Genomic DNA, 20,535 nt, shown 5'->3' on the forward strand with positions numbered 1-20,535 from the left:
GTCACGAACCGGTTCCCGAGCACCATCGTTGGAGCTTCGGACGCGGCGGGGAGTGACGTCGCCGAGGCGGGACGATAGGCGTCGCCGGCGCCGCCCTGGACAACGGCTGACCGGTCCTACTCCGGTGGCCTTATGCGGACGAAGCGCACCGTGGAGTGGCGCCCGGTGCCCACGAGGACCTCGGCCACGGGATATGGCTCAGTGAGCCAGCACACCGAAGTGCCGGACTCGGGCGGCCGTAGGAGTCCGGTGATGGCCTCGGCGACCTGACCGGCCTGCGCCGCGGTGAGCCGCGGCGACGTGAGCTCGCGCCGCCCATCGGGGAGCTGGACCAGCACCGCGTCCGGCCTCCGGGCCGAGCCGGTCACCCCGAGCAGCAGGCCGTCCGTCGTCGTCCGATGGCGCACTTTCACCCACGAGACGCGCGCCGGCGTCGCTGGCGCGTACCGGCCGGCGAGCGCCTTGCCCACCACGCCCTCGACACCGGCTTGGACGAGTCCCTCGAACCAGCCCAGCGCCTGCTCCCTGTCCTGGGTGGCCATCACCGGCTGGACCTGGGCGCCTGCATCGGCGAGCAGTTCCACCAGGATTTCTCGCCGGACGGCGAGTGGAAGATCGCGAAGATCTTCACCCGGGCGCGAGAGCACATCCCACGCGACGTAGCTCAGGGCGACGCCCTCCGCCCGGCGCCTGGCCGGGGAGCGCAGGAGCTGCCGGAAGTCGATCCGACCTTCGGACCAGGCGCAAATCTCACCATCTAGGGTCACGCCCGGCTTCACGATCGCCCGCAGGGCGGGGAGCAGTTCGGGGTAGCGGTCGGACAGCTGGTTGCCCTGGCGTGACCAGAGCTGGACGTCGCCGTCTCCACGCCAGGCAGCTGAGCGGACGCCGTCCAGCTTGACCTCGTACAAGACCCCACCCGGGAACGCATCCTCCGCCGGCAGCACGGCCGCGGGCCGCGGCTGCATCAGCTCGAACGGCGGCCTGATGACCACGGCGGGCGCCCGCGAGATCTTCCCTGCCATATCCCCAGGGTGCGCCAAATCCCTGACATGAGAGCCAGCGCTATGCCAAACTGGCATAGCGCTAGTTTCAAATGGCATAACGCTGGAGGAAGCATGGCCAGGTACCCGAGCCCGGACGCGGTCATCCCCGCCGGCTGGCTGATCACGCAAGCCCGACTCCGCACGGGAGACCTCAGCCAGTCCGCCCTGGCCGGCGACAGCGGCGTCGGACAGACAGCCCTGAGCCGCTACGAGACCGGCCGGAGCGCACCATCGTTCGAGGACCTGCAGCGCATCGTCGCCAACACCGACTACCGCCTCGAGGTCACGCTGCGCCGCGAGCCGCGGGACCTCGGCCCGGTCGAGCGCCTGCTCCGCAACGACCCGCTGCGATTCGAGGTCTCGGACCTGAACCTGAGGTGCCGCCTGCCGGCCCAGCTCGCTCCAGTGGCGGGCCGGTTCGGACCTTCCGAACCCGACGGTCCTCGCCTGTCCGAAGCGCTGCTTCACCTCTACGAGATCCAGGACCTGGCCCGGGACGCCCTGCGCCCGGAGGAGCGGCTCCAGCTGACCTACGAGCGCTACGGAAGCGAGCGGGACCGGGACCTGATCCACCAGATGCTCTCGGTGGGTGTCGCCGCCAGCCAGGCCGCGGCGGTCCTCGCCCGCACCATCCACCACGGCACCGACCGGGCCGCCCGGCGCCGGGGCCGCAAGGACACAGCAGAGGAGCCCCGGGTCACGCGCAACCTCTGGGCCCACATCGTGTGCTGCCTCAGGGCCCAGGAAGCGATCTGCCGCGACCGCGTCGCGCGCATGGACCAGGCCCTGGAAGCGGCCCGCCACCGCCAGCGGGCGGCCGACCGCCTCCAGGAAGCCGAACTGCTCGCACCGAGCGGGGGCCCCAGCATCGAGGCGGCCCGCACCGACCTGGAGAAAGCCAGCCGACGCTGCGCCGCCCTCGCCCGCAACGGCGGCTCCACCGGCGTCGGCCTGGCCGGCGAGCGCTACCTCGCCGTCGAGCTCGGTGAGCTCGCAGACCGGGCCCGGGCACTGTTCGGCCGGCTCGCGGAGCATCCGTCGTTCGCGGCCTGGCGCAGCGAGCACGCGAAGGTGGATCCGCTGTATGACGCGTGGCTGGACGGCCAGCTGGCTGCGGCCCTGGCACCACCGAGGCTCTACGCGGACCATGCCGGCCTCGTCCACGACCGCCGCCTCCTCGCCGGGGCACAGGCAGCGGAGGCGAAGCCGGGGCAGGACGGCGCGCAGCTGGCCGAGCGCGACGGGCGGCGTGTGCGCGACCAGCACGGCCGCGAGTGGCAGATCGCCATCACCAGCCCGACCGCGGCCACCTCGCCCAAGCGGAAGCAGACAGCCGACATCGTCGCCACCCTGGACCTGCCGGGCGAGTCGCCAAGCTGCCCCGTCTACCTACTGGCCGAGAACGTCGACGCGGCCGAAGCCGCCGACGTCATCGCAGCTGCGCCCACCCCCGTGTCCCTGGCCGACATCGCCGCCAGGATCCTCACCCACTGCTGACCCGGGCCTGTCCGGGTCGCCTGCACCGGCCGATCCGGACGTGAATCCGTCAGACCAAGCAACGGAAGGTTGCCATGCCAGACGAGCCGAAGGACGCCTCCCTGCGGAAGGCGGAGGAGAGTCGAGGGAGCGGCGCGCCGGCCTTCCCTCGCTGGCCGGCCCTCCCATTGGAGGCCAGGCCGCTCGTCGACGAATCGCGGATGTCCTCGCCTCACCGCGCGGTGCTCGAACGACAGAGGTATCTGCCGCCGCCGGTGGGGGACCTTCCACGGCGTCCCGCCCTCCTCACACCGCGTGCCAACGAGCGCTACGACAAGGACCTGTGGGAGATGCTCCGGCACTACCGCAACTGCTACATCCGGCCCCAGGACCTGGAGAGGAACTGCCAGGACATTCTCCGGAGGGTCCGCGCCGCCTCGCAGGCCGTCCTCGACGCGCCCGGCGGAGCCTGGAAGCGGCTCGTCAGCGTCCGGGAGAACAGGCTCTCCAGGTACATCGACCACAGGATCTGGCGGATGGCCCTGACCCTGAGCACCATCCGGCACGACGACGACATCGACGTCGAAGCCGCCTACTGGCCGTTCATCAGCACCTTGGAGCGATGTGCTGCCCAGAGCTTCGACTACGCCTTCCAAGACGCGAAGGTCATCGAGATGCTCAAGATCTACAACCTCACCACAACGTACGCCCAGGCGCCAGCGGTCCTGAAAACCCCGCCCTACCCGGAGTGGCCGATGGTCACCCACCAGCTCGCCTGCGACTGCGGCCGGACCGAGGACTGGCTCCTGGTCATCCCTGACGGCCATGCCGCGGTCGGGTGCAAGTGCGGGCGCATGTGGTGGTGGCCGGACCTCTCTCTTGACCAGATCAAGCAGCAGGTCCCCGAGCACCCCGGATTCAACTTCCGCGACGGGTTCAACCTGAACGCCCTGGCGGCCGAGCACGGCTTCGGCCCCTTCCACCACAACTGGTGACCTACCCACGCACTGCGGCCCGGCGCCGCAGGGCGGATCGAGTCAGTGGGATGTGCCAGGATGCCGCCGCACGTTTCACCTCGGCGGTGAGGTCCGGGGCGGGCAGCTCGTAGTCCAGGACCTGCTCGTGGGTGAGCAGGACGCGCTCCACGTGGCTCCAGCAGTCCGTGCGGGCCACGGGGAGCTCAGGAGGGCGGTGCCGTTCGCGGCACCGCCCTCGGCCGTGTCAACCACTCATCTCAGAACAGAGGGAGTTGGTCGCGGCCGACCGTGTTGGCCGGTGGCCGTCGCCGGGAAGCAGCAGAGCCTGAACGGACACTCCAGCGCTCGGGCCGCAGGATGGTCCGCCCGGGTACGGGCGTCTGCGTTCCGGCGAGGCGTTCGATGGTGGCCTCGACGATCGCGGCGAGCGTGGTAGGGGCGACGAGGTCCGCGTCGAATGTCTCGGTCCAGCCGTTCGGCATGGTTTCCCGGTTGAGGTAGGGGCCGTGGCCGGCCTCACGCAGGTGCTGGAGGACGGCTTGCTCCACGGCATGGGCCTCGACGCCGGTGGCGAAGTGCCAGTCCCGGGCGAGTACCCAGCCGGATCGGCGGTGGTGGTTGACCCGTTCGTTGCGGCCTGCGGTGCCGCCGATTCCGATCTTGACCGCGTTGTGTTGGTGGTGCTGCATGACGTAGACGCGGGCGGGGGCGGTGAGGTCGAAGCCGTGGCTGGCGCAGAACCGGCAGCCGCCGCCGGTGCGGATCTTCATGAGCGTCGGCGAGACCTCGCTGCCGCAGGTCGCGCAGCGACAACGCCACGGAGTCGTCGAGGTGACGTACGGCTCCAGGGGCTCCAGTCCGGCTTCGCGCATGTCGGCGGCCGCGACTTCGGGGTCGGTCTTCCTGGCCTCGGCCGCTCTCACGTCGGCGCAGTGCCGACAGCCCCCTTGATCTGCCAGGATGCCCCCGAGTGACGGTGAGGTCTCGCCGCCGCATCCGGTACACCGGCAGCGCCATGCCTGCTGGCGGCGGCCGGAGTACGGCTCCAGCGGTTCCAGGCCGGCGGCGCGCATGAGGGCCTCGGCCTCGTCCGCCGGCCAGCGACGGCGTCCACCCGGTGCGGGTGGACAGTACGGGCATGCCCGCAGGCCGCGGTGCAGGTTCTGCAACCGGATCTCGACGTCGCGGCCGCACGTGTCGTGGCGGCAGGCCCACAGCCCGGCCGGGCCAGGGTAGGGCTCCAGTGGTGTCAGACCGAACGTCTGGAGCTCGTCGGCGGCCTGCTCGCCGTCGGTGCGGGGGAGTTCCCGGCGGCGAGCCCATGCCTGGCTGATGCCCACCCCGGCCCTCTTACGGGAACACGGCCAGCACCCGCCCTGGCCCTGCTTGATGGACCCGTGGGTCGGCGTCACGGTGGCGCCACAGGTCGCACAACGACACGGCCACGGAGTGTCGGTGCCAGGGTAGGGCGCCAGGGGCTCCAACCCTGCCGTCCGCATCAGGGCGGCGGCGTCCTCGGGGTCGACCGGGGCGTTGGGCGCGCACCATCGGCAGATCCCGACTCCGCGCTTCACGTTGGAGTACCTGGCCTTCACCTCCCGCCCGCACGCCTCGTGCCGACAGCGCCAGTGACTCATCGACCCCGGGTACGGCTCCAACGGTTCCAGCCCAGCCGTCCGCATCAACGCCTCCGCGTCCTGCGGGGGAATCGGTGCCTTGCCGGCGCAGTACCGGCAGCCGCCCTGCCGGCCGGAGGAAATGTTGCCCAGCCGCGGCGTCACCTCCTTCCCGCATACCTCGTGGCGGCACCGCCACGGGTCGCCCGAGCCTGGGTAGGGCACCAACGGCTCGAACCCCGCCGCGCGCATGATCACGACCGGATCGCGCGGGTCCTTTCGCGGACGTCCCCTCGCCATCCTGACCTCCCGTCAGCACATCGGCCCCCGGCGGGAGGCTCTCATCTGCCGCTGACACTGTGGCTCGCACGCTCACGCCAGGGTTCACCCGCCCGCGCGAGAATCGACCCGCGCTGGTGGACAGCCAGCAACAGCGGCTGCCGCTGGTCGTTGTAAATGGCATGGGACGAGCGTCAAGAGCGCGGTCAGCGATCCGCACGCAGCGGGCGGCGGCCAACGGCCTGCTGATCCGCATGCCGCGGCCGGCCGACGAACCGGCTCTGCTGGAGCTGCTGCGCCAGGTGGAGTTCACCAACCCAGAGGTCGCTGAGGAGGTAGCTCGCGCCGCGGCCCGGGACGAACGTCTCGACCCGTCGTGCGGAGTGCGGGCCGCCTGGGTCGCCGAGCGGCGGCGTGACGAGGTCGTGGGTGTCCTTCACGCGGCCCCGCCGCTGCGCTGGATCGTCGGCATCGAGGGCGTGAGCCGGGAGCACCGCTCCCGGGTAGCCCACCGGGTGGTGGAGTTGGAGGCGCTGTCCGTGTCGCTGCCGGTTCGCGGCCAGCGTCTGGGCTACCGGCTGATCGAGCGGGCCTGCGCGCACTACCGCGGCCTCGGCTACCGCCTCGCACTCGGCACGTTCACCACCAGCACCCTCCACCTGGTGCCGTACTACCAGCAGGCGGGTTTCACCGTCCGGGGTCCAGGCGAGTCGATCGCCGTCCTGGACCCGATGGGGATGGCGCTCCACCGGCCAGCCGATCCCCACGTCATCCAGATGTGGAAGCCGCTCCACCCGGACATCGCCACCATGCTCACCACCATGCCGGACGGCTCGCAGGTCGAGGTCATCACCGGGGCCCTGGAGGCGCCCGACGGTGTGCCCGAGAAGGTCGTGCACCACAACGATGGCAGCGTGACCCTAAGCGGTGGCGGTCGGAGGCTCACCGTGCCCGCCCAGCATGTCGAGAAGCTGACCTTGATGGCCCAGACGGAGGTCACCGTCGACGAGGTGAAGGCGATCGCGGCGGAAGCCGAGTTGCACGGGATGGAACCGCTGTTCGCGGCCAAGCTGTGCAAGGCGTCGGGGTACTCCCTGGCCGAGCTCAGGGGCGTGGACGGGCGGAGTGAACACTAGCTAGCCGCCTCCCGCAGCGCCTTGCATGCCAGTGAACGAATAAGGAATCTCTCCAAACAGGCTCAACTCTATACATCCATCGGTGCGAATCTCCGAGATTATCGCCGGGTCGTCAATCGCTTCCCGAACAACCTCCCGAAAACCTTCCCTTCGCTTTTCCATCATCTCGACCTTCCGCCACCCCAAGAATGTCAGGGCGGCACCAAATGCAGGCCCCACTCCAGGAACGCCGGCAAGGGTGCCAACTACACCTGAGCCCAATTGGCGCACCAGTTGACCAGTCCGAGTCTCCCAGAGCAGCAATCGATTCCCTCCACCTTCCCAGTCGACCAGAAACTCGCCCGCACCGACTTCAAGATACTCCCGAAGTTCGCGAAGCCCCGTCTCGACGGCCTCTGCCGCCGGGTGACCCGACTCTCGCCCGGCCTGCTGCACCTTCTGGAGGAATTTTCGATACTCGACCCTCCCTCTGACTTTGGACACTTGATCCGCCGTCAACAGTGCCGCCATTTCGTGAATATTCCGCTCCTCGTCGAGGCGCCGTTGCCCTTTTTGCTCAAATGGCTCAAGGAGCCTCATTCTCCCGCCGGGGGTGTATTCCCAGGGCGTGCGCGTACCGTATATTCGATCAACGTTCTTCCCGTAGGCGGCCGGATAGATCGGCGGAATGCCGATCCCCTTTGCCATCGTGCCCAGGGAGGCGATAGACATGTATGCCCGGATCTGCTGTGCCCACTCGGACTCCTCTGGCGTAAGACTGTCGCGTGCGTACTCCCAGAACTCGCTCTGCCTTACAACCTCCAGGTGCCTGTCCTCGATCTTCCGCGAGACGCTCTCGGTCATCGCGCGCGCCATTTCCTCGCGGAATCCGAGCGCCACCCAGTACTCTGGGCGTAATACGTATCCTTGCCCTACCTTCTGCATGTCATCGCGAGTATCGACGCGTACGATTTCAGGATTAAGGCTATCCAGCAGGCGTGCGGACTCTCGAATTTGATCCTCGTCCATTTCCGCAACAAAATTGCGCTTCTCTATGATGAGCTCGGCAACCTCTGAGTAGTTGTTGGCTGCAGCGCGCATGGCCGTCACGATAGACCCGTCGCGAAAAAGCTGTCGATAGCCTGGCCCAAATTCATCATCGCGAAGCAAAGCAAACATGGATGGACTAACCAGAATGCTAGTGTCCGCCAGAAATAGCCGCCGATGCAGGAGCAGGTTGTGGTGTTGAGGTTTGCGCGCAGGCGCAGAGTCCGCTTCCTGTCCAGCGGATCCACGAGCTGGAATACTTCATCACCTGCAGCCCAGTAGGCGTCAGGGTAAGCAGGGCTGGTGGCAATCTCTTTCAATTCCATTTCACATTGCCCCCAATTCTCATCGCAAGTCGTTCAGCCGGTCGATGATGGCCTGCCGCTCCGCCGGTTCCCGCTCGATCACCTCCCGCAGGAGATCCATGTCGCGACGGGCCTCGATCTCCTCGCGCACGATCGCGGCTAGGACGTCGGGCAACAGGGACTCGGCCTGGGTGGTCGTGGTGTCGGAGTACGAGCGGCGGTCGGTGGGCTTGGGAAGGGCGGTCGGCAGGTGGTACCGCTCGATCTGCTCCGGGGTGACCGCGATCTGGACGAACTCCACCTCAGCGCCGGCCGCTTCGGCGAACGCAGTGACGTCCTCGGCGAGGGCGGTGAGTAGCCATTCACCACTCGGATCGTGGTCGCCGACGTGGAGAATGCAGGTTTTGATGCCGCCAGCGATGGCCCGTTCGGCGGCTTCGTGCTTGCCGTTGAGGCCGTCGAAGCCGCTGCCGGAGTAGGTGGAGATCCCGAACTGCTCCCCCAATCTTGCGAGTTGGGGGACCATGCCCTCGGTCTCCGACCAGAGTTCGAGCCGGGTGGGTTGGCCGTACTGGCGGTCGGTCCGGTAGTCGAGGGCGATGTCGTGCACGACGCGCCAGTAGTGCTCGGGCCCGGCGAAGGCCGGCGGGGCTTCGGCGGCGATCTGGCGGTCGTCGCGGATTGACGACCAGGGGATGCGGCCGGATCGGCGGGCCATGCCGACGTACTCGCACATCCGCTTGTAGTCCCGCTGGGTCTTGGCGAGGACCCCTTGGCCCTGGATCACGTAGAAGATCTGCCTCAGCGTGACGGGTAGATAGTCCGCGTAGAGGTCGAGCATGGCCTCGACCGCCACGAGGACCCGCTCGGTCTCCCGCTTCGGCTTCCAGCTGAGCTGCGGGCCGCGTGGTCGCTTGTTCGGCACGACCGGCACCTCCTTGCTACCTCCAGAGTCCGCCCAGGCGTCCTTTCTCATCAAGTGCCGCGAGGAGGTGCCTGACCTGTGTTTTTCAGTTCCGGCGGGCCGGGTCGCGGCTGAGCTGGGCCATGAGTTCCCGGTTGGTCGTGCGGGCGGTCGCGTACAAAGCCAGGTAGGCGAGTTCCTCGTCACCGCGCCGGGTGAGCGGCCAGTCCTGCACGAGCAGCTGCGGTTGGCCGACGGACCCTCCGGGTGCGTGGGGAAGCATGGGCTATCGGCTGCGCCTGGTGGTGACGAGTTGTCCGTTGTGGAGGCGGTGGTCGAGTTCGAGGCCGCTGTCGAGCATCGCGAGGACGTCGAGGTGTCGGTCGGACGGTACGGTCGCCACGGTGCGCCCGTCGCGGCCGACGCGGATGGTCGGGCGGCTTTCGCTGGGCCGCGCGATGCCGACCGGCCCGTCGGGAGTCCCGGTCACGAACCGGGTGAGCGGGGTGGTGGCGTCGCTGCCGTCGATGAGCCGGTTGATCAGGTCGGCGGGGGTGCGGACGTAGTCGAGGAGGTCCAGGACCTCGTACTCGCCCGCCCTGTACTGGGAGATCCAGCCGTCGATGTGGTGCTGGGCGGTCCACTGCCGCAGCGCATCCGACCGGTAGCCGAGTCGTTGGGCGTCGCGGCCGAGGGCGTGGGCGATGCGTCGGGAGGTGATCCCGGAGGTGAGCAGGGTCAGGGCCTGCTCGGTGTCGACGCCGTGGCGGATGTGCCAGGCGGTGTGCGTGTTCAGCCGGGGCGCTGTGGGGGAGAGCGCGGGGCTGGTGTTGACCAGGTTGATCAGGGCACCGACGGTCCAGCTCAGGGCGTGTCCGAAGGCGGTGCTGATGTTGCGGACGGCCTGGTCCAGCGCCCAGGCGGCGGGGACGCCGGGCTGCCAGGAGCGGGCGAGGTCGGGGATGGCGGTGCCGGAGATCCACTCGCGCAGCGCGGGGGCGATGGGGACGGTCATCTCCGTTCCCCGGGTCTCCTTGTCCTTGAAGCCCCAGGTCGGGGTGACCTCGGGGCAGTGCTGGAGGAGGCGGTCGAAGACCTCGTGCTCGGTGAGGAAGTCCAGGGTGCGGTGCAGCGGCCACTCTTCGGGCGGGGAGAGCTGCACCCATGTGGTGTCCTCGGTGGCGTGCTGGTTGAGGAGCACGGCCAGGTGCCTGGCGAGCCAGTCGAGGTAGCGGGCCGACCCCAGGCTGGTGCCGGTGGCGGCCCACCGGCTGGCCCGGTCGGTGTCGGTGCGCTCGAACTCGGTGGCGACCTGGTCCGCGAGCTGGAGCCACCGGCTGGTGGTAGCCCCGTTGCCGGGCTGGGACAGGGCGAACAGCCCGTCCAGGGCGTCGAGGGGCTCCCCTTGCGGCACTGTGGCGGCGGCGTGGAGGTTCAGGACGAGCCAGACGAACGACGCGAAATCCGCGGCGGCGCCGTCCGCTAGGGCGAAGACGCCGTCCGCGTCGTTGCGCAGGGTCTCCTCGGCGGCGGCGAGATCGGCCAGCGCGTCCTCGGTCAGCAGCGTGGACACGACGCGCAGCTGCTGCGGGTCGGGGTCGAGGATGCCGAACGCGGCTGGCCGGGGCTCGTAGGGGCGGGTCAGGAAGATCCAGCCCTCGCTCTCCCGGCCGGCGCGCCCGGCGCGGCCGATGGCGTTGAGGAGCTCGGCGGAGGACAGAGCGCGCTCGCCCTCGTAGTCGGTCCGGTCGCCGTCGACCTTGTGATCGACGATGACGGTGCGCACCGGCAGGTTGACGCCGTCGGTGAGGGTGCTGGTGCTGGCGATCGCCAGGAGGTCGCCGCGGCGCAGCGCGCCTTCGACGGCGTGCAGGACGTCCTCGGGCAGGGCGCCGTGGTGGTAGGCGGCGCCGTGCCGGGTGCAGCGCACCAGCGGATGCTCCTGGCCGAGGGTTTCGCCGAGGTAGTCGGCCAGCGCGGCGGCCTGGGGGCGTTCGGGGAGGTGGTCGGCGATGGCGAGCGCGGTGTCCCGGGCCCGTCGCCTGGTGCTGACGACCATCAGGACGCTGCCGGCGTCGGTGAGTTCGGCGGCACCGGCGGCGAAGACCTTGTAGTTCGCGATCCCGTTCGGCAGGACGGTCCTGGAGTTCCATCGGCGGGGGTTGCGGCCGGGGTAGCGCCGGGTGCCCACCTCGCCGGTGGTCAGCACGCTGATGGCGGAGGAGGAGGTCGGCCGGACGGCGAAGAGGGCCTCCACCGGAACGGTGGCGATCACCTTCGCGGGACGGGTCGCGGTCGCCGGCTGCTCGGTCAGCTCGGCCTGGTCCTCCATCAGGTTCGGGTACATCAGCCCGTGCAGTCGGCGCGGGCCCCGCCAGGTGTCGGTGAAGTAGACCTCCCGCTCGGGGCGCGTCGGGTCCAGCCACGAGGCGATGTCGCCCTTGTTGCCGACCGCCGCGGACAGCAGGACCAGCCGGATGTCGGCGCGGGCCTGCAGCAGCGCGAGCAGGCTCTCCAGTACGAAGCCGCGCTGTCCCTGGCCCAGGTGGTGGGCCTCGTCGACAACGACCAGGCCCACGTCCTCCAGCGCCTCGCCGGGGTTGTTGCGGATCATGTGCATGAGCCGCTCGGGGGTGACGATCTCCAGGTCCCCGCCGTCCGGTTCAGCAGGTGAGGACCAGGGGATCGTCGGGAACTCCGGCTGCTCCGCGGCCAGGCGCCGGCCCAGCACCCGCAGACGGCCGCGCAGCGCCGATCGCATCTCCCGACCCAGGCTGCGCATCGGCGACACGTACACCACCCGCCCGGGGCGCTGCGCGAGGTGCGAGCAGATCACCAACTGCGCCATCAGCGTCTTGCCGGCGCTCGTGGGCACGCTGATCAGGCTGCGCGAGGTCGCCGGGTCGAGCGGGTTGCCGCGCTCCAGCTGCAGGAGCTGGCGCTGCGGCGGCCAGAGAGTCATCACCGGGGGCTTCGACAGCGCGAAGCTGCGCGCCACCGCCGGGGGAGTGCCCGGGGGGAGCAGCTGGTACAGGCTGCTGTCCGCCATCTCCCCGCTCAGCTGGAACAGGTGCGCGGCGACCCACCGCGCCAGCCCGTCGCCCCGGCCCGCTGTCTCCGTCATCACGTCCATCAGCAGCCGCTGCGCGGCCAGCAGATCCTGCTCTTCTCCGAAGCCGAGGAACTGGTACAGGTGGAAGACCGCCTCCACGACGGCCTCCGCCGGCCCGTACATGGTCCGCGCCAGGGACTCGCGGCGCATCACCGCCCGCACCTCGCGCAGCTGCCGCCGCCACACCCGCAGCGCCCGGCCCAGCTCCGGCCGTTCGAAGCCGAGAAAGACGACACCGGCCTCCACCGCCAGGGTGCCGATGTGCAGCCGCAGTTCACCGGTGATGTCGACGAGATCGCGGACCTGCCGGTAGACGGCGGTGGCGTTCGGATCCTGCTCGCTGCGCCGGTACCCGGCCTGCGCCGCGAAGGCGATCTGGAGCCGCTCGGCCGCCGGCCGGCGCTCGTCGCCCAGGGCGAGGTCCATCAGGTGCGCGCTGGTGGCGAAGGCCCGCCGTACACGCACCGTGTCGTAGTCGGGCGTCTGCGGGTCGAGGGCGGCGATCCCGTGCAGGTACCACGCCGTGGCGAGGGTCTCCGGCCCGATCTCGCGGTCGCCGCGGAACGCGGCGACCTCCAGTTCGGTCATCGCCGCGAGCAGGTCCTGCGCGCTGGGCAGGACGCCGCCCGGCTGGTACTCGCCCAGTGCCGAGGCGAGCACCTCCGGGTCTAGAGTCCGCTCCACACGTACCCCCTCACGTCCTTCGCGAAGTTCTCAAGGTCCTCGATCGCCACCACCAGGCCCTGCAGCGCGCCCGGGTGGGTGTGGGTGGTGAAGTGGGTGTGGGAGAGGCGGAAGGCGGTAGCCGGCGTGTCCGCGGCGTTCAGCGCGATGCTGACGCCGCCGTTGCCCGACGCCTTCCGCTCCACCCACTGCCTCGGCATCGAGCTGACGAACACCCTGGTGTCCGCGGCGAGTTCCCGGCCGCCCCACGAGAACTGTCCCATGTACCGGGCGCCCTCGGTGTTCAGCTGCTTCCATGCCTTGCGGATCGTGCCGTCCGCCGTGGAGGTCGCACCGGTGACCTTCTTCATCTCCCACAGCCGGAAGACGAACCCCAGCTCGCTGCCGGGCACGCGGTGGATCACCAGGCCGTCCGGCCCGCCGTCGTTCACCGCCGACTTCGGCGGATCCAGGATCTCCACGCTGCGCCCCGGCTCAGGCGGCAGGTCCCGGGTCAGGAGGTACCACAGCCACTCACCCACGTATCCGGTCACGCCGGTGGCGTCGTTGGCCTCGAACACCGGGCTCGCGTGCAGCAGGACGTGCTCGCGGTCGGGGCCGGCCAGCTTGGTCTCGGCCAGGACGTTCTCGCGCCACAGCCGGTAGCCGTGATCGTCGAGGTCGGTGCGGGCCTTCATGATCTCGTCGGCGATGATCCAGGCCGCCGCCGCGCGGTCCTCGGGCTCCTGCCCGATGGTCACCACCAACTCCCAGCGGCACACCTGCTGCTCGCCGCGGAGCTCTCGGCTGGTGAGGTCGACCAAGCGGCCTCCGACGGCCTGGGCGTGCTCCATCGCCTGCTGCGCAGGTATCGCCACCCGCCCCCACCTCCCGATCCTGGCCGTGTCGAGTTCTGCGGCGAGGCCACGGAGCCACCCTACCGACCGCAGCAGGCAGTCACCGGCGAAGAGCCCCGGCCCGCTGCCGCGGTCAGGAGTACTCGGCCGCCAGCTCCGCCACCCACCGCGTCACCTTCTCGGCGTCGATGGTCTCCTCCCAGCGGACCTCCCTGCCGGGATGGGCGGTGCACTCCAGCCGGGAGCGGAAGCCGCCCTCTGGCAGCTGCTCCAGTGTCGCCGAGGGCTCGGCGGCGCACCGATCGTGCCGCGCGGTGGAGCACAGCCGGGCGGCTGCCAGCGCGGATAGATGCCGACGCGGAAGGGTGGTGGCGGTCCGGCAGCCGTCGCACTCCAGCAGGTGCCGCACCGCCGGGCCGTGGTTCCAGAAGGTCCGCCAGAGGCCGTTGCTGGTGCGCTCGGCCTGGTTGCAGCTCGCGCACGCCGGACCGCGGACGAGGTCGTGCCCGGGTTCGTGGCAGTGGTCCCAGACGGCGGCCTGCCGCAGGCCGCACACCACACAGAGGTAGCGGTCGGCGCGCGACGCGCGCCGCCGCTCGCTGGTGTACCGCACGCCCCGCATCGACCCCCCGTACAAGTGGTGCTCACCGCTCGCACAGGTTGGGCACTGGGTTATCCAGCCCTCCGCGCCGGACGACCGCCAGTCGTGCTGCTGGTCCCGGTTGCCCACGGTGCCGCACCCGGCGCACCGCCGCGCCCGGGCGAGCAACGCCAGGTGCTCGGCGCGCCACCGGTCCAGGACTGCCGCCCACCGCTCGGGGATGCTCCACACCCCGGCCCGGCGCCGGACCACGTCCATGACGACAACGCCGGCCACCACCAACGGGTCGCGCCCGTCAGGCTCCCGGGCGCTGGGCAGCAGCCGGTTGAGCTCCTTCACGGCCAGGCGCTGTGCTGCGCGGTCGAGCCCGACGTCGAGGAGATCGGCTACGGGAGCGCGGCGGCGGGCTCGCGCGGCCCTGTCGACGAGTTCGCCCTGGACGGCCCTGCGCCAGTCGTCGTCGAACCGGCAGCCCCGGTTCAGTTCCGTCCACGGCAGCCCCAGGGGGACAAGCCGGCCCGGTGCCGCGGCAACCGCCGCAAGATCCCGAAGAGCCCCGTCGAGCTGGGCCTCGTCGACGTGCCACACCCCGCTGCGCTTGACGCCGGGCAACGCCGCTGCGCCCAGGTACAGGTAGCCGGTGTCACGGAGGAAGTTGGAGTGAAGACCGGCGGCGGCAAAGCGCAACGGGGGCGCGGTCAGCACGGACGCGGCCGTCGCTTGGGCGGTGGCGAGGGGAATCAGCACGGGGGCAGGGTGCCAGCACGCACTGACAAACCGACAGGTCGACGTCGAGCTGGTGCATGGTGACGTCGACCTCGCCATCCAGATGCTGTTGAAGGCCGCGATCCCGGACGCTGGAGCAGGTCCGGGTGCGGGCGATGACCCGCCGAACCGGCGACCTGGCTGCCCGCCGGTTCGGACCAGGGCGTTCGTCCCGGCCGCCAAACCGGTACGGCCCTCTCGCCGACGCGGAGGGTTAGAGGGCCACTTCCGGGGCGACGCGGTAGCCGTCAGCGGTCTTCACGACGAGGTTCTTCTCCTGAAGTCCCCTCAGCGCCCTCTGGACCCAAGGGACGACGGGGTCGAACGGGGCGGACCCAATGATGTGCAGCAGCACTTCCCGCTCGCTGGACGACAGGTCCCGCCTGGTGATCAAGGAAGCGTTGATCTCGATGGGACCGCGAGACTTCGGGGAAACGGCTGTGTCCTCGCTCATCGCGGAGTTCCTCGCGTTTCTGGGAGCCGGGCTCCTCGATCATTCGCCGGTCGCCGGTGCTCGGCCGCCGACTGATCTTCAGGGGGCAGAGAAGGACCGTGTCGGGTCCTGCGGCGAGAACGCGGAATCACCCTACCGGCCGGACGGAAGAGCGGCTGCTCCGCCAGCTCCGGGGTCGCTGTACGAGCGGCATCGCGTTAGAGGGCGAACGGGCCGCCCCGGGCGGAGAGCAGGGTGGGGTGCGGGGTCTGGAGCAGGATCTCGCGGCGCCCGGCCCACCGGGAGCCGGCTGCGGGGGTCCCACCGCTGCTCCAATCTCGGAAGTGCTGGGCGGTGGCGTCGAGGATCTCCTCCAGCTCCGGGCCGGCCCCGAGTCCGGCCCGCAGATGCTGCACGATGGACTGCCCGGCGTCCCGGGAGAGCATGGTGCCGTGTTCGGCGGCCACGACTTCGCGGAGCCGGGCGATGATGCCGGCCAGCTCCGGTGCGTCGGCCGACGGACGTCCGTCGGCTGGGCCGGATGTCTCCTCCAGCCAGGTGGCCAGCTCCTCGGCCTCGTAGAGGTTGAAGCGGATTCCGCTGCCGAGGAACACGGCGTGGAAGATCCGCAGGACCAGGTCCCTGCGGCGGGGCTTGAGCCTGCGGTCGGTGAGGCAGTGGCCGCAGAGCCAGCCCAGGGCAACGCCCTGCTGGTTCTGCGGGCGCGGAGGGCGGCCGAGGAGCGCGCCCCGGGGGACCGGACCGGCGCACAAGTCGCAGGTGGCCCCCTCGGTCGCGGCACGGGTCGCTGCCGGGTCGGGCAGAACGCCGGGCACCCAGTCCGCGGGCGGTTCCTGGGCGACCTCGGCGACGGGCTGGTGGTAGGTTCCCGGGCTGCGCAGCCACTGCTGGACCTGCCGGAGGGCGTCGCGGGCCTGGTCCTGGTCCATGTCCTCGCGGGTCGGGGCGCCGACCGCCTCGTTGATCCGGATCTGGACGAACGGGATCGGCTCGCCGACGGCTTTGCTGAGCCGGCCGACGCGGAGAGCGACCTCGGCCCGGGCCTCCATCACGTCGAGGAGGGCGATCTCCTCCTCGCGCAGCACCGGGGCCGGGATCACCATCGTCGATGGGTCGGCCAGCCACTGCTCGGCCTGGTTGATCCCGACCACCAGGTCCTCCAGGTCGGCTTCCCAGCGGCGTCGGACGCCCATGGCCTGGTTGATCTGGGGGTGGATCACCCGCAGCGGCTGGCGGAGCAGCCGGCCGAGCTCGGTGGCCAGGTCGTTGAGGTGCCGACGGGCGTGAGCGTCCGTCAGCAGGAACACCGGATCGCAGACCCGGCACTGCTCTCCGTCGGCCGGGGCGGGGCGCTCGCCGCAGGCCGCGCAGACGAAGCCGGGGCAGCTGGCGCAGAGGGTGTCGCCGGGGCCGGCCTCGATCCAGGCGTCAGCGGGGGCTTCGTCGCGCAGCACCTGGGTGAGGGAGCGGCAGGTTCGGGTGCACCGCTGCGCGGCAAGGGCGGCACCAGTCTGGCGGACCAGGGCGGTGCGGTACACCCGGTGGCCGGCGGGCCAGCCACCGGCGCGGGTGAAGTCGGCGGTGGGGTGAACCGGTTCGATCTCAGCGGCGGTGAAGGCGTCCATCAGCCAGGGGTCAACCGCGCTGTCCCCGCCGTCGACGACGCAGCCACAGGGGAGCTCGGCCGGGTCACCGAAGGCGGCGACGTTCGGGAGGGCGCAGGCGGGGCAGATCACCCACTGGTAGTGGTCGTCGTCGTGGACGTACATGCCGCCGGCGGGGTGAGCGTGCCACAGGTCGCCGGGGTGAGCGTAGGAGCGTGAGGGGATGGGCCCGAGGGCGAGGAGAGCAGTGCCGTGCCACTCGTCGGGGATCTCGACGGGCGTGGTCCACTCCGCCGGGTGCAGGTCCTGGTCGGCCTCGTCGTACGGTGCCTCGGCGCAGGCCGCGGCGAACCGTCGCCACCAGCCGAGCCAGCCGTCGGCGAGGTAATCGGATTCGCTCTCGTGCGCATCCAGCCACAGGCGCTCGCGGGGGAGCCAGAAGGCCGGGGTGAAGGTGCGGCCGTCGGCGCCGGTGAAGGTGGTCGGCTCGTAGACCCAGGGGATCTCGAGCAGGTCGAAGACCGCGGACCACTGGGCGTGCAGCTCGGTCCTGAACGAGGGCTGGACCAGCTCGAAGGGCATCCGGTACCTCGCCGGTTGGAGCATCGGGTCACCGGGTGCAACGAGTCGGGTGCGGGTGAAGTGCAGGCTGTCACCCGCTTGGAGGGGCGGGTGGAAACGCCTGAGCGCCGGAGGCGGGCCCCGGCGAGGCAGGGTAAGGCGTCAGGGGCCGCGGAACAGCGCGGTCACCGTCGGCCCCAGGTCGTGCAGGCCAGCTCATGCCAGATGGTGTGCAACCGCACGAGGGTGAAGCCGTCCTTGCGCACGTAGACCACACGCTCGACAACGCCTTCGACGACGTCGCGCTGCTGCTCGCCCTCGTCGACCTCGCCGCCGCCTGCACGATCACCGGGCTTGATCGGCATGACCGTAGCCGGGTCGGCGGGTGCCGCTCCACCGGATCGTCAACTTCGCTCCACCAGGCTGGCTGGAACCTCATCGGTCCGCCAGGCGGGGACTGCGAAGCTAGCCGACGGCGGGAAGGATGCGGATGTTGCCGGCCTTGCGGGTCTTCGCTTTCGCCCTCTTCTTGCGCTGCTCCGCGAGCTGGTCCTTGTATGCCGCGGCGGCGCGCTGGTAGGCGGCGACGAAGTCGGGGTGGTCGAGGCGGTGCTCGGCCGGCATGACTGCGATGGCGGCGACGCAGTCCTCGGGGCTGCGATATGGCGCGATCATGGCGTTCAGCTGGTACGTGCCGTTCTTGACGCGCTTCACGAGATGGGCGAGCTCGAGGTCGCGCATCCCGGTGATCACCGTGGCGCGGGAGATCTTGACGAGCTTAGCGATTTCGTCCTGGTTTTGGACGAGGCGTCCGCCCGGCTCGCTGTAGGCCCGGAGCTTGAGCAGGATTCGGTAGGCCGCAGGTCCCATGTCCAAGTCAGCGACTACGCCGTCCGCGTTGACAGCTGCGAAGTGCAGAGTCACGAGGTGGTGCTCCTCTCCTTGTCCTGCCGGGCCTTGCGGCGCGCTGCCCGTTCCTCAGCCCGTGTCTTGCGCAGTTCCTCGATCGCGGTGCGCATCGCGTCCAACGATGGGAACCGAACGCGGTCCGGCAGTCCCGTGTTGCCCCGGATCTCGGAGATCCTATCGGCCTGTTCGACTCGAACCATGTGGGCCGGCTGATTCTCGGTCGCGGGGATGAACTCGGCCACCCGGTACGAGTACGGGGGGTTGAACTGGTAGACGCCGGGCCGCTTCTTGTAGACGATCCCGTGCTCCATGATCTCCTGGAGAGCATCGTTGATCTTCGGGCGGGTGATATCCAGGACAGTACCCATCTCCTCCTGGGTGAGCTCGATCACGCCGCCGGCCCGCTGGCAGGCGATCATCAGGATGATGATTCTGAGGGGGAGGGCTTCGCGGAAGAACTGGGCGATGACCAGAAAGAACTCCTGGCTATCGAGCGAGAAGGACCCCTGCTGGTTGGGCTGGCCCGAGTAGATCTCCAACGGCTTGTGCCGGGCACTTACGGAGACCTTGCGGTCGGGATAGCGCTCTGCCAGATCGTCAAGACCGGGCGTGTGGGGGACCGGCGCCAGAGGGGAGCCGAAGGCGCTGAGTGGGTCGGCGAGGGGCAGCTGGGGTTGCTGCGGATTGGCGCGCGGCGTACTACGGCGGCGGCGCGCGGGCTCGGTCGGCACGGGCTGGGTCTCCCACGGTCGCGTTCAGGTTGATCACTGCGGGAGCAGCAGTATGTCAGAACCCTTTGACAAGAATGTTGGACCCTTACGACATTCCGCGTGTCGCGTGTCCCCTCAGGGGGAACACCGACTCCAACAGTGTTCCCCCTGAGGGGACACGGGCAGGGCCAGTGCCGCTCGCGGCACAAATGTCAAAGACCTTTGACCATCTTGCTGCCTCGCTGTCAGCATCTTTGACATTTTGGCCATCTACTGTCCCCTCAGTCGGTACACGGCGGGGACGCTGTGTACCTGGTCAGGGGTCAGCTACGTATACGCACGATAGCCTCTGACCAGGTAAAACGTCTTCGCCGTACTTTCTAGGTGGCGCGGGTCCGGAGCCGGCTACCGGTCACAACCGCTGGCCCGAGGGCCAGCACGGGCGCGGGTCTGGGGTACCAGGGCGCTTGGCGCCCCTGGACCCCGCCCCGGGCCGGCATCACCCAGCGCGAAGCCGATGTGATGAGGGCTGCTGCTCGTTCGCGCTGGGCAACGCCGTCCTTCTGTTCACCGGGATCCCGTGCTCAGTCGTGCTTCCCCGCTCTGCGTCCGCCTGGTGGCGGCCGCGTGGGTGTGGTGGGGGTGGGGGTGGGCGGGGTGTCTGGGTGGGGTGTGGTGGGGCTGTGGGGTGGGTTCTGAGGCTGTGTGGGGTGGTGGTGGGTGGTGGGTCTGGGTGTGGTGTTCCGGTGGGTGGTCGTGGGTCTGGCTGCGGTGGTGTTGGTGGTTGTGGTCCTGGTGGTCTTCGGGGTGGTGGTGCTGGGCGCGGGTTCGGGGTTGCTGGGTGTGGTCGGGGTCCGGTGGTGGCGTGGGTTGGGCCGGGCTGGTGGGGTGGCCGGCTTGGGGTGGTGGTCGGCCCGGAGGGCCGTGGGTGTTGGGGCGGGGGTTGGTTTCTGGGGTGTGTTTTCGGGGTGGTGTTTTTCGGGGTGAGGGTGGGTTTTCCGGGGTGGGTTCGGAATTCCCGGGGGGTGTTTTGTGGGGGGTGTTTCCCGGTGGTGGCGTGGGTTTTTGACGGCAGGTTGGGGGTGTTGTTGTCTGCGGTTTTTCGGCCCGGAGGGCCGGTCGGTGGGGGAGGGGTAGGGCCGGAGGCCCGGGGGTGCGGTCTGGTCCTCTCGGTCTGGACCACTCACTTACCATGCTGGTCTAGTCCTCTGAGGTCTATACCACTTGAAACTGATGATGAATCAGCAAAATCTGACGTAGCGTCACGCGTGCGCCACGCCCCAACCGGGCCCGACCACCCGCTACACTGGACCCATGAACACAACCCAGCGCGGAGCGCCCACCCCACAAGCCTCTGACCAGCACAAATACAACCCGCACCCAACAACTGACCCACTCTCACCCCCTCGCACCCCGGAGGGGTGCGCCTCCCTCCCGACTCCGCTGCGGAGCAGCGGAGCACCGGCGGGCGGGTTTACACAAAACCGAGCCCACCATACCAGAAGTAATCGGGGTTTGGGGGTGGGGGGTGGTT

The 20,535-nt window shown here is 69.8% G+C and carries 18 protein-coding genes; 3 read left to right on the forward strand and 15 right to left on the reverse strand.

What is annotated here, in order from left to right:
- Nucleotides 1–116: 116 nt before the first annotated feature.
- Nucleotides 117–1,025: a DNA ligase gene (locus ACFWXO_RS16675; RefSeq protein ID WP_380524668.1), complete on the reverse strand. Its 909-nt coding sequence runs from the start codon at nt 1,023–1,025 to the stop codon at nt 117–119.
- A gap of 93 nt (nt 1,026–1,118) precedes the next feature.
- On the opposite strand from ACFWXO_RS16675, the gene ACFWXO_RS16680 reads away from it, so the two are divergent.
- The gene (locus tag ACFWXO_RS16680) at nt 1,119–2,543 is read left to right on the forward strand and encodes a helix-turn-helix domain-containing protein (protein ID WP_380524669.1); all 1,425 of its coding nucleotides are present in this window, start codon (nt 1,119–1,121) and stop codon (nt 2,541–2,543) included.
- Between the two features lie 200 nt (nt 2,544–2,743).
- The gene (locus ACFWXO_RS16685; protein ID WP_380524671.1) at nt 2,744–3,517 is read left to right on the forward strand and encodes a hypothetical protein; all 774 of its coding nucleotides are present in this window, start codon (nt 2,744–2,746) and stop codon (nt 3,515–3,517) included.
- 1 nt (nt 3,518) lies between these two features.
- Here ACFWXO_RS16685 and ACFWXO_RS16690 read toward each other — a convergent pair whose 3' ends face one another.
- Entirely contained in the window at nt 3,519–3,695 is a 177-nt protein-coding gene (locus ACFWXO_RS16690; RefSeq protein ID WP_380524673.1) for a hypothetical protein, read from the reverse strand.
- A gap of 61 nt (nt 3,696–3,756) precedes the next feature.
- A complete protein-coding gene (locus tag ACFWXO_RS16695) occupies nt 3,757–4,839 on the reverse strand; it encodes a GIY-YIG nuclease family protein (protein ID WP_380524674.1) in 1,083 nt (360 codons plus the stop codon).
- 692 nt (nt 4,840–5,531) lie between these two features.
- Between ACFWXO_RS16695 and ACFWXO_RS16700 the strand changes: the two genes are divergently transcribed.
- Nucleotides 5,532–6,530 (forward strand): GNAT family N-acetyltransferase, encoded by a 999-nt coding sequence (locus ACFWXO_RS16700; protein WP_380524675.1) that lies wholly within the window; start codon nt 5,532–5,534, stop codon nt 6,528–6,530.
- Here the strand turns inward: ACFWXO_RS16700 and ACFWXO_RS16705 are convergent, their stop codons facing one another.
- The 12 genes from ACFWXO_RS16705 to ACFWXO_RS16760 form a co-directional block, all read right to left on the reverse strand.
- Entirely contained in the window at nt 6,531–7,610 is a 1,080-nt protein-coding gene (locus tag ACFWXO_RS16705) for a hypothetical protein (RefSeq protein WP_380524677.1), read from the reverse strand.
- Nucleotides 7,611–7,615: 5 nt separating this feature from the next.
- A complete protein-coding gene (locus ACFWXO_RS16710) occupies nt 7,616–7,882 on the reverse strand; it encodes a hypothetical protein (protein WP_380524678.1) in 267 nt (88 codons plus the stop codon).
- Between the two features lie 19 nt (nt 7,883–7,901).
- On the reverse strand, nt 7,902–8,786 hold the full coding sequence (locus tag ACFWXO_RS16715; RefSeq protein WP_380524679.1) for a hypothetical protein: 885 nt from the start codon (nt 8,784–8,786) through the stop codon (nt 7,902–7,904).
- 85 nt (nt 8,787–8,871) lie between these two features.
- The gene (locus ACFWXO_RS16720) at nt 8,872–9,048 is read right to left on the reverse strand and encodes a hypothetical protein (protein ID WP_380524680.1); all 177 of its coding nucleotides are present in this window, start codon (nt 9,046–9,048) and stop codon (nt 8,872–8,874) included.
- Nucleotides 9,049–9,051: 3 nt separating this feature from the next.
- Complete coding sequence (locus ACFWXO_RS16725; protein WP_380524681.1) at nt 9,052–12,561, reverse strand: DEAD/DEAH box helicase; 3,510 nt, start codon at nt 12,559–12,561, stop codon at nt 9,052–9,054.
- The gene (locus ACFWXO_RS16730) at nt 12,546–13,418 is read right to left on the reverse strand and encodes a hypothetical protein (RefSeq protein WP_380524682.1); all 873 of its coding nucleotides are present in this window, start codon (nt 13,416–13,418) and stop codon (nt 12,546–12,548) included. The genes ACFWXO_RS16725 and ACFWXO_RS16730 overlap by 16 nt, the downstream gene beginning before the upstream one ends.
- A gap of 112 nt (nt 13,419–13,530) precedes the next feature.
- Nucleotides 13,531–14,745 carry an endonuclease domain-containing protein gene (locus ACFWXO_RS16735; protein WP_380524683.1) on the reverse strand — a complete coding sequence of 405 codons (1,215 nt, stop codon included), beginning with the start codon at nt 14,743–14,745 and terminating at the stop codon, nt 13,531–13,533.
- Between the two features lie 232 nt (nt 14,746–14,977).
- Nucleotides 14,978–15,217 carry a hypothetical protein gene (locus ACFWXO_RS16740; protein ID WP_380524684.1) on the reverse strand — a complete coding sequence of 80 codons (240 nt, stop codon included), beginning with the start codon at nt 15,215–15,217 and terminating at the stop codon, nt 14,978–14,980.
- 197 nt (nt 15,218–15,414) lie between these two features.
- A complete protein-coding gene (locus ACFWXO_RS16745) occupies nt 15,415–17,403 on the reverse strand; it encodes a hypothetical protein (RefSeq protein ID WP_380524685.1) in 1,989 nt (662 codons plus the stop codon).
- Nucleotides 17,404–17,567: 164 nt separating this feature from the next.
- Entirely contained in the window at nt 17,568–17,747 is a 180-nt protein-coding gene (locus ACFWXO_RS16750; RefSeq protein ID WP_380524686.1) for a hypothetical protein, read from the reverse strand.
- A gap of 100 nt (nt 17,748–17,847) precedes the next feature.
- Nucleotides 17,848–18,306: a replication/maintenance protein RepL gene (locus ACFWXO_RS16755; protein ID WP_380524687.1), complete on the reverse strand. Its 459-nt coding sequence runs from the start codon at nt 18,304–18,306 to the stop codon at nt 17,848–17,850.
- On the reverse strand, nt 18,303–19,022 hold the full coding sequence (locus ACFWXO_RS16760) for a hypothetical protein (protein ID WP_380524688.1): 720 nt from the start codon (nt 19,020–19,022) through the stop codon (nt 18,303–18,305). The genes ACFWXO_RS16755 and ACFWXO_RS16760 overlap by 4 nt, the downstream gene beginning before the upstream one ends.
- Nucleotides 19,023–20,535: the final 1,513 nt, after the last annotated feature.

The organism is Kitasatospora sp. NPDC059088 (genome assembly GCF_042738155.1).
In the GTDB taxonomy this organism is placed as follows: domain Bacteria; phylum Actinomycetota; class Actinomycetes; order Streptomycetales; family Streptomycetaceae; genus Kitasatospora.

What these genes read in the sequence shown, in the direction of transcription:
- ACFWXO_RS16675 (WP_380524668.1), bottom strand. Translation starts at nt 1,025, where the DNA reads ATGGCAGGGAAGATCTCGCGGGCGCCCGCCGTGGTCATCAGGCCGCCG.
- ACFWXO_RS16750 (WP_380524686.1), bottom strand. Translation starts at nt 17,747, where the DNA reads ATGCCGATCAAGCCCGGTGATCGTGCAGGCGGCGGCGAGGTCGACGAG.
- ACFWXO_RS16685 (WP_380524671.1), top strand. Translation starts at nt 2,744, where the DNA reads ATGTCCTCGCCTCACCGCGCGGTGCTCGAACGACAGAGGTATCTGCCG.
- ACFWXO_RS16740 (WP_380524684.1), bottom strand. Translation starts at nt 15,217, where the DNA reads ATGAGCGAGGACACAGCCGTTTCCCCGAAGTCTCGCGGTCCCATCGAG.
- ACFWXO_RS16705 (WP_380524677.1), bottom strand. Translation starts at nt 7,610, where the DNA reads ATGCGCGCTGCAGCCAACAACTACTCAGAGGTTGCCGAGCTCATCATA.
- ACFWXO_RS16745 (WP_380524685.1), bottom strand. Translation starts at nt 17,403, where the DNA reads ATGCCCTTCGAGCTGGTCCAGCCCTCGTTCAGGACCGAGCTGCACGCC.
- ACFWXO_RS16720 (WP_380524680.1), bottom strand. Translation starts at nt 9,048, where the DNA reads ATGCTTCCCCACGCACCCGGAGGGTCCGTCGGCCAACCGCAGCTGCTC.
- ACFWXO_RS16680 (WP_380524669.1), top strand. Translation starts at nt 1,119, where the DNA reads ATGGCCAGGTACCCGAGCCCGGACGCGGTCATCCCCGCCGGCTGGCTG.
- ACFWXO_RS16710 (WP_380524678.1), bottom strand. Translation starts at nt 7,882, where the DNA reads ATGGAATTGAAAGAGATTGCCACCAGCCCTGCTTACCCTGACGCCTAC.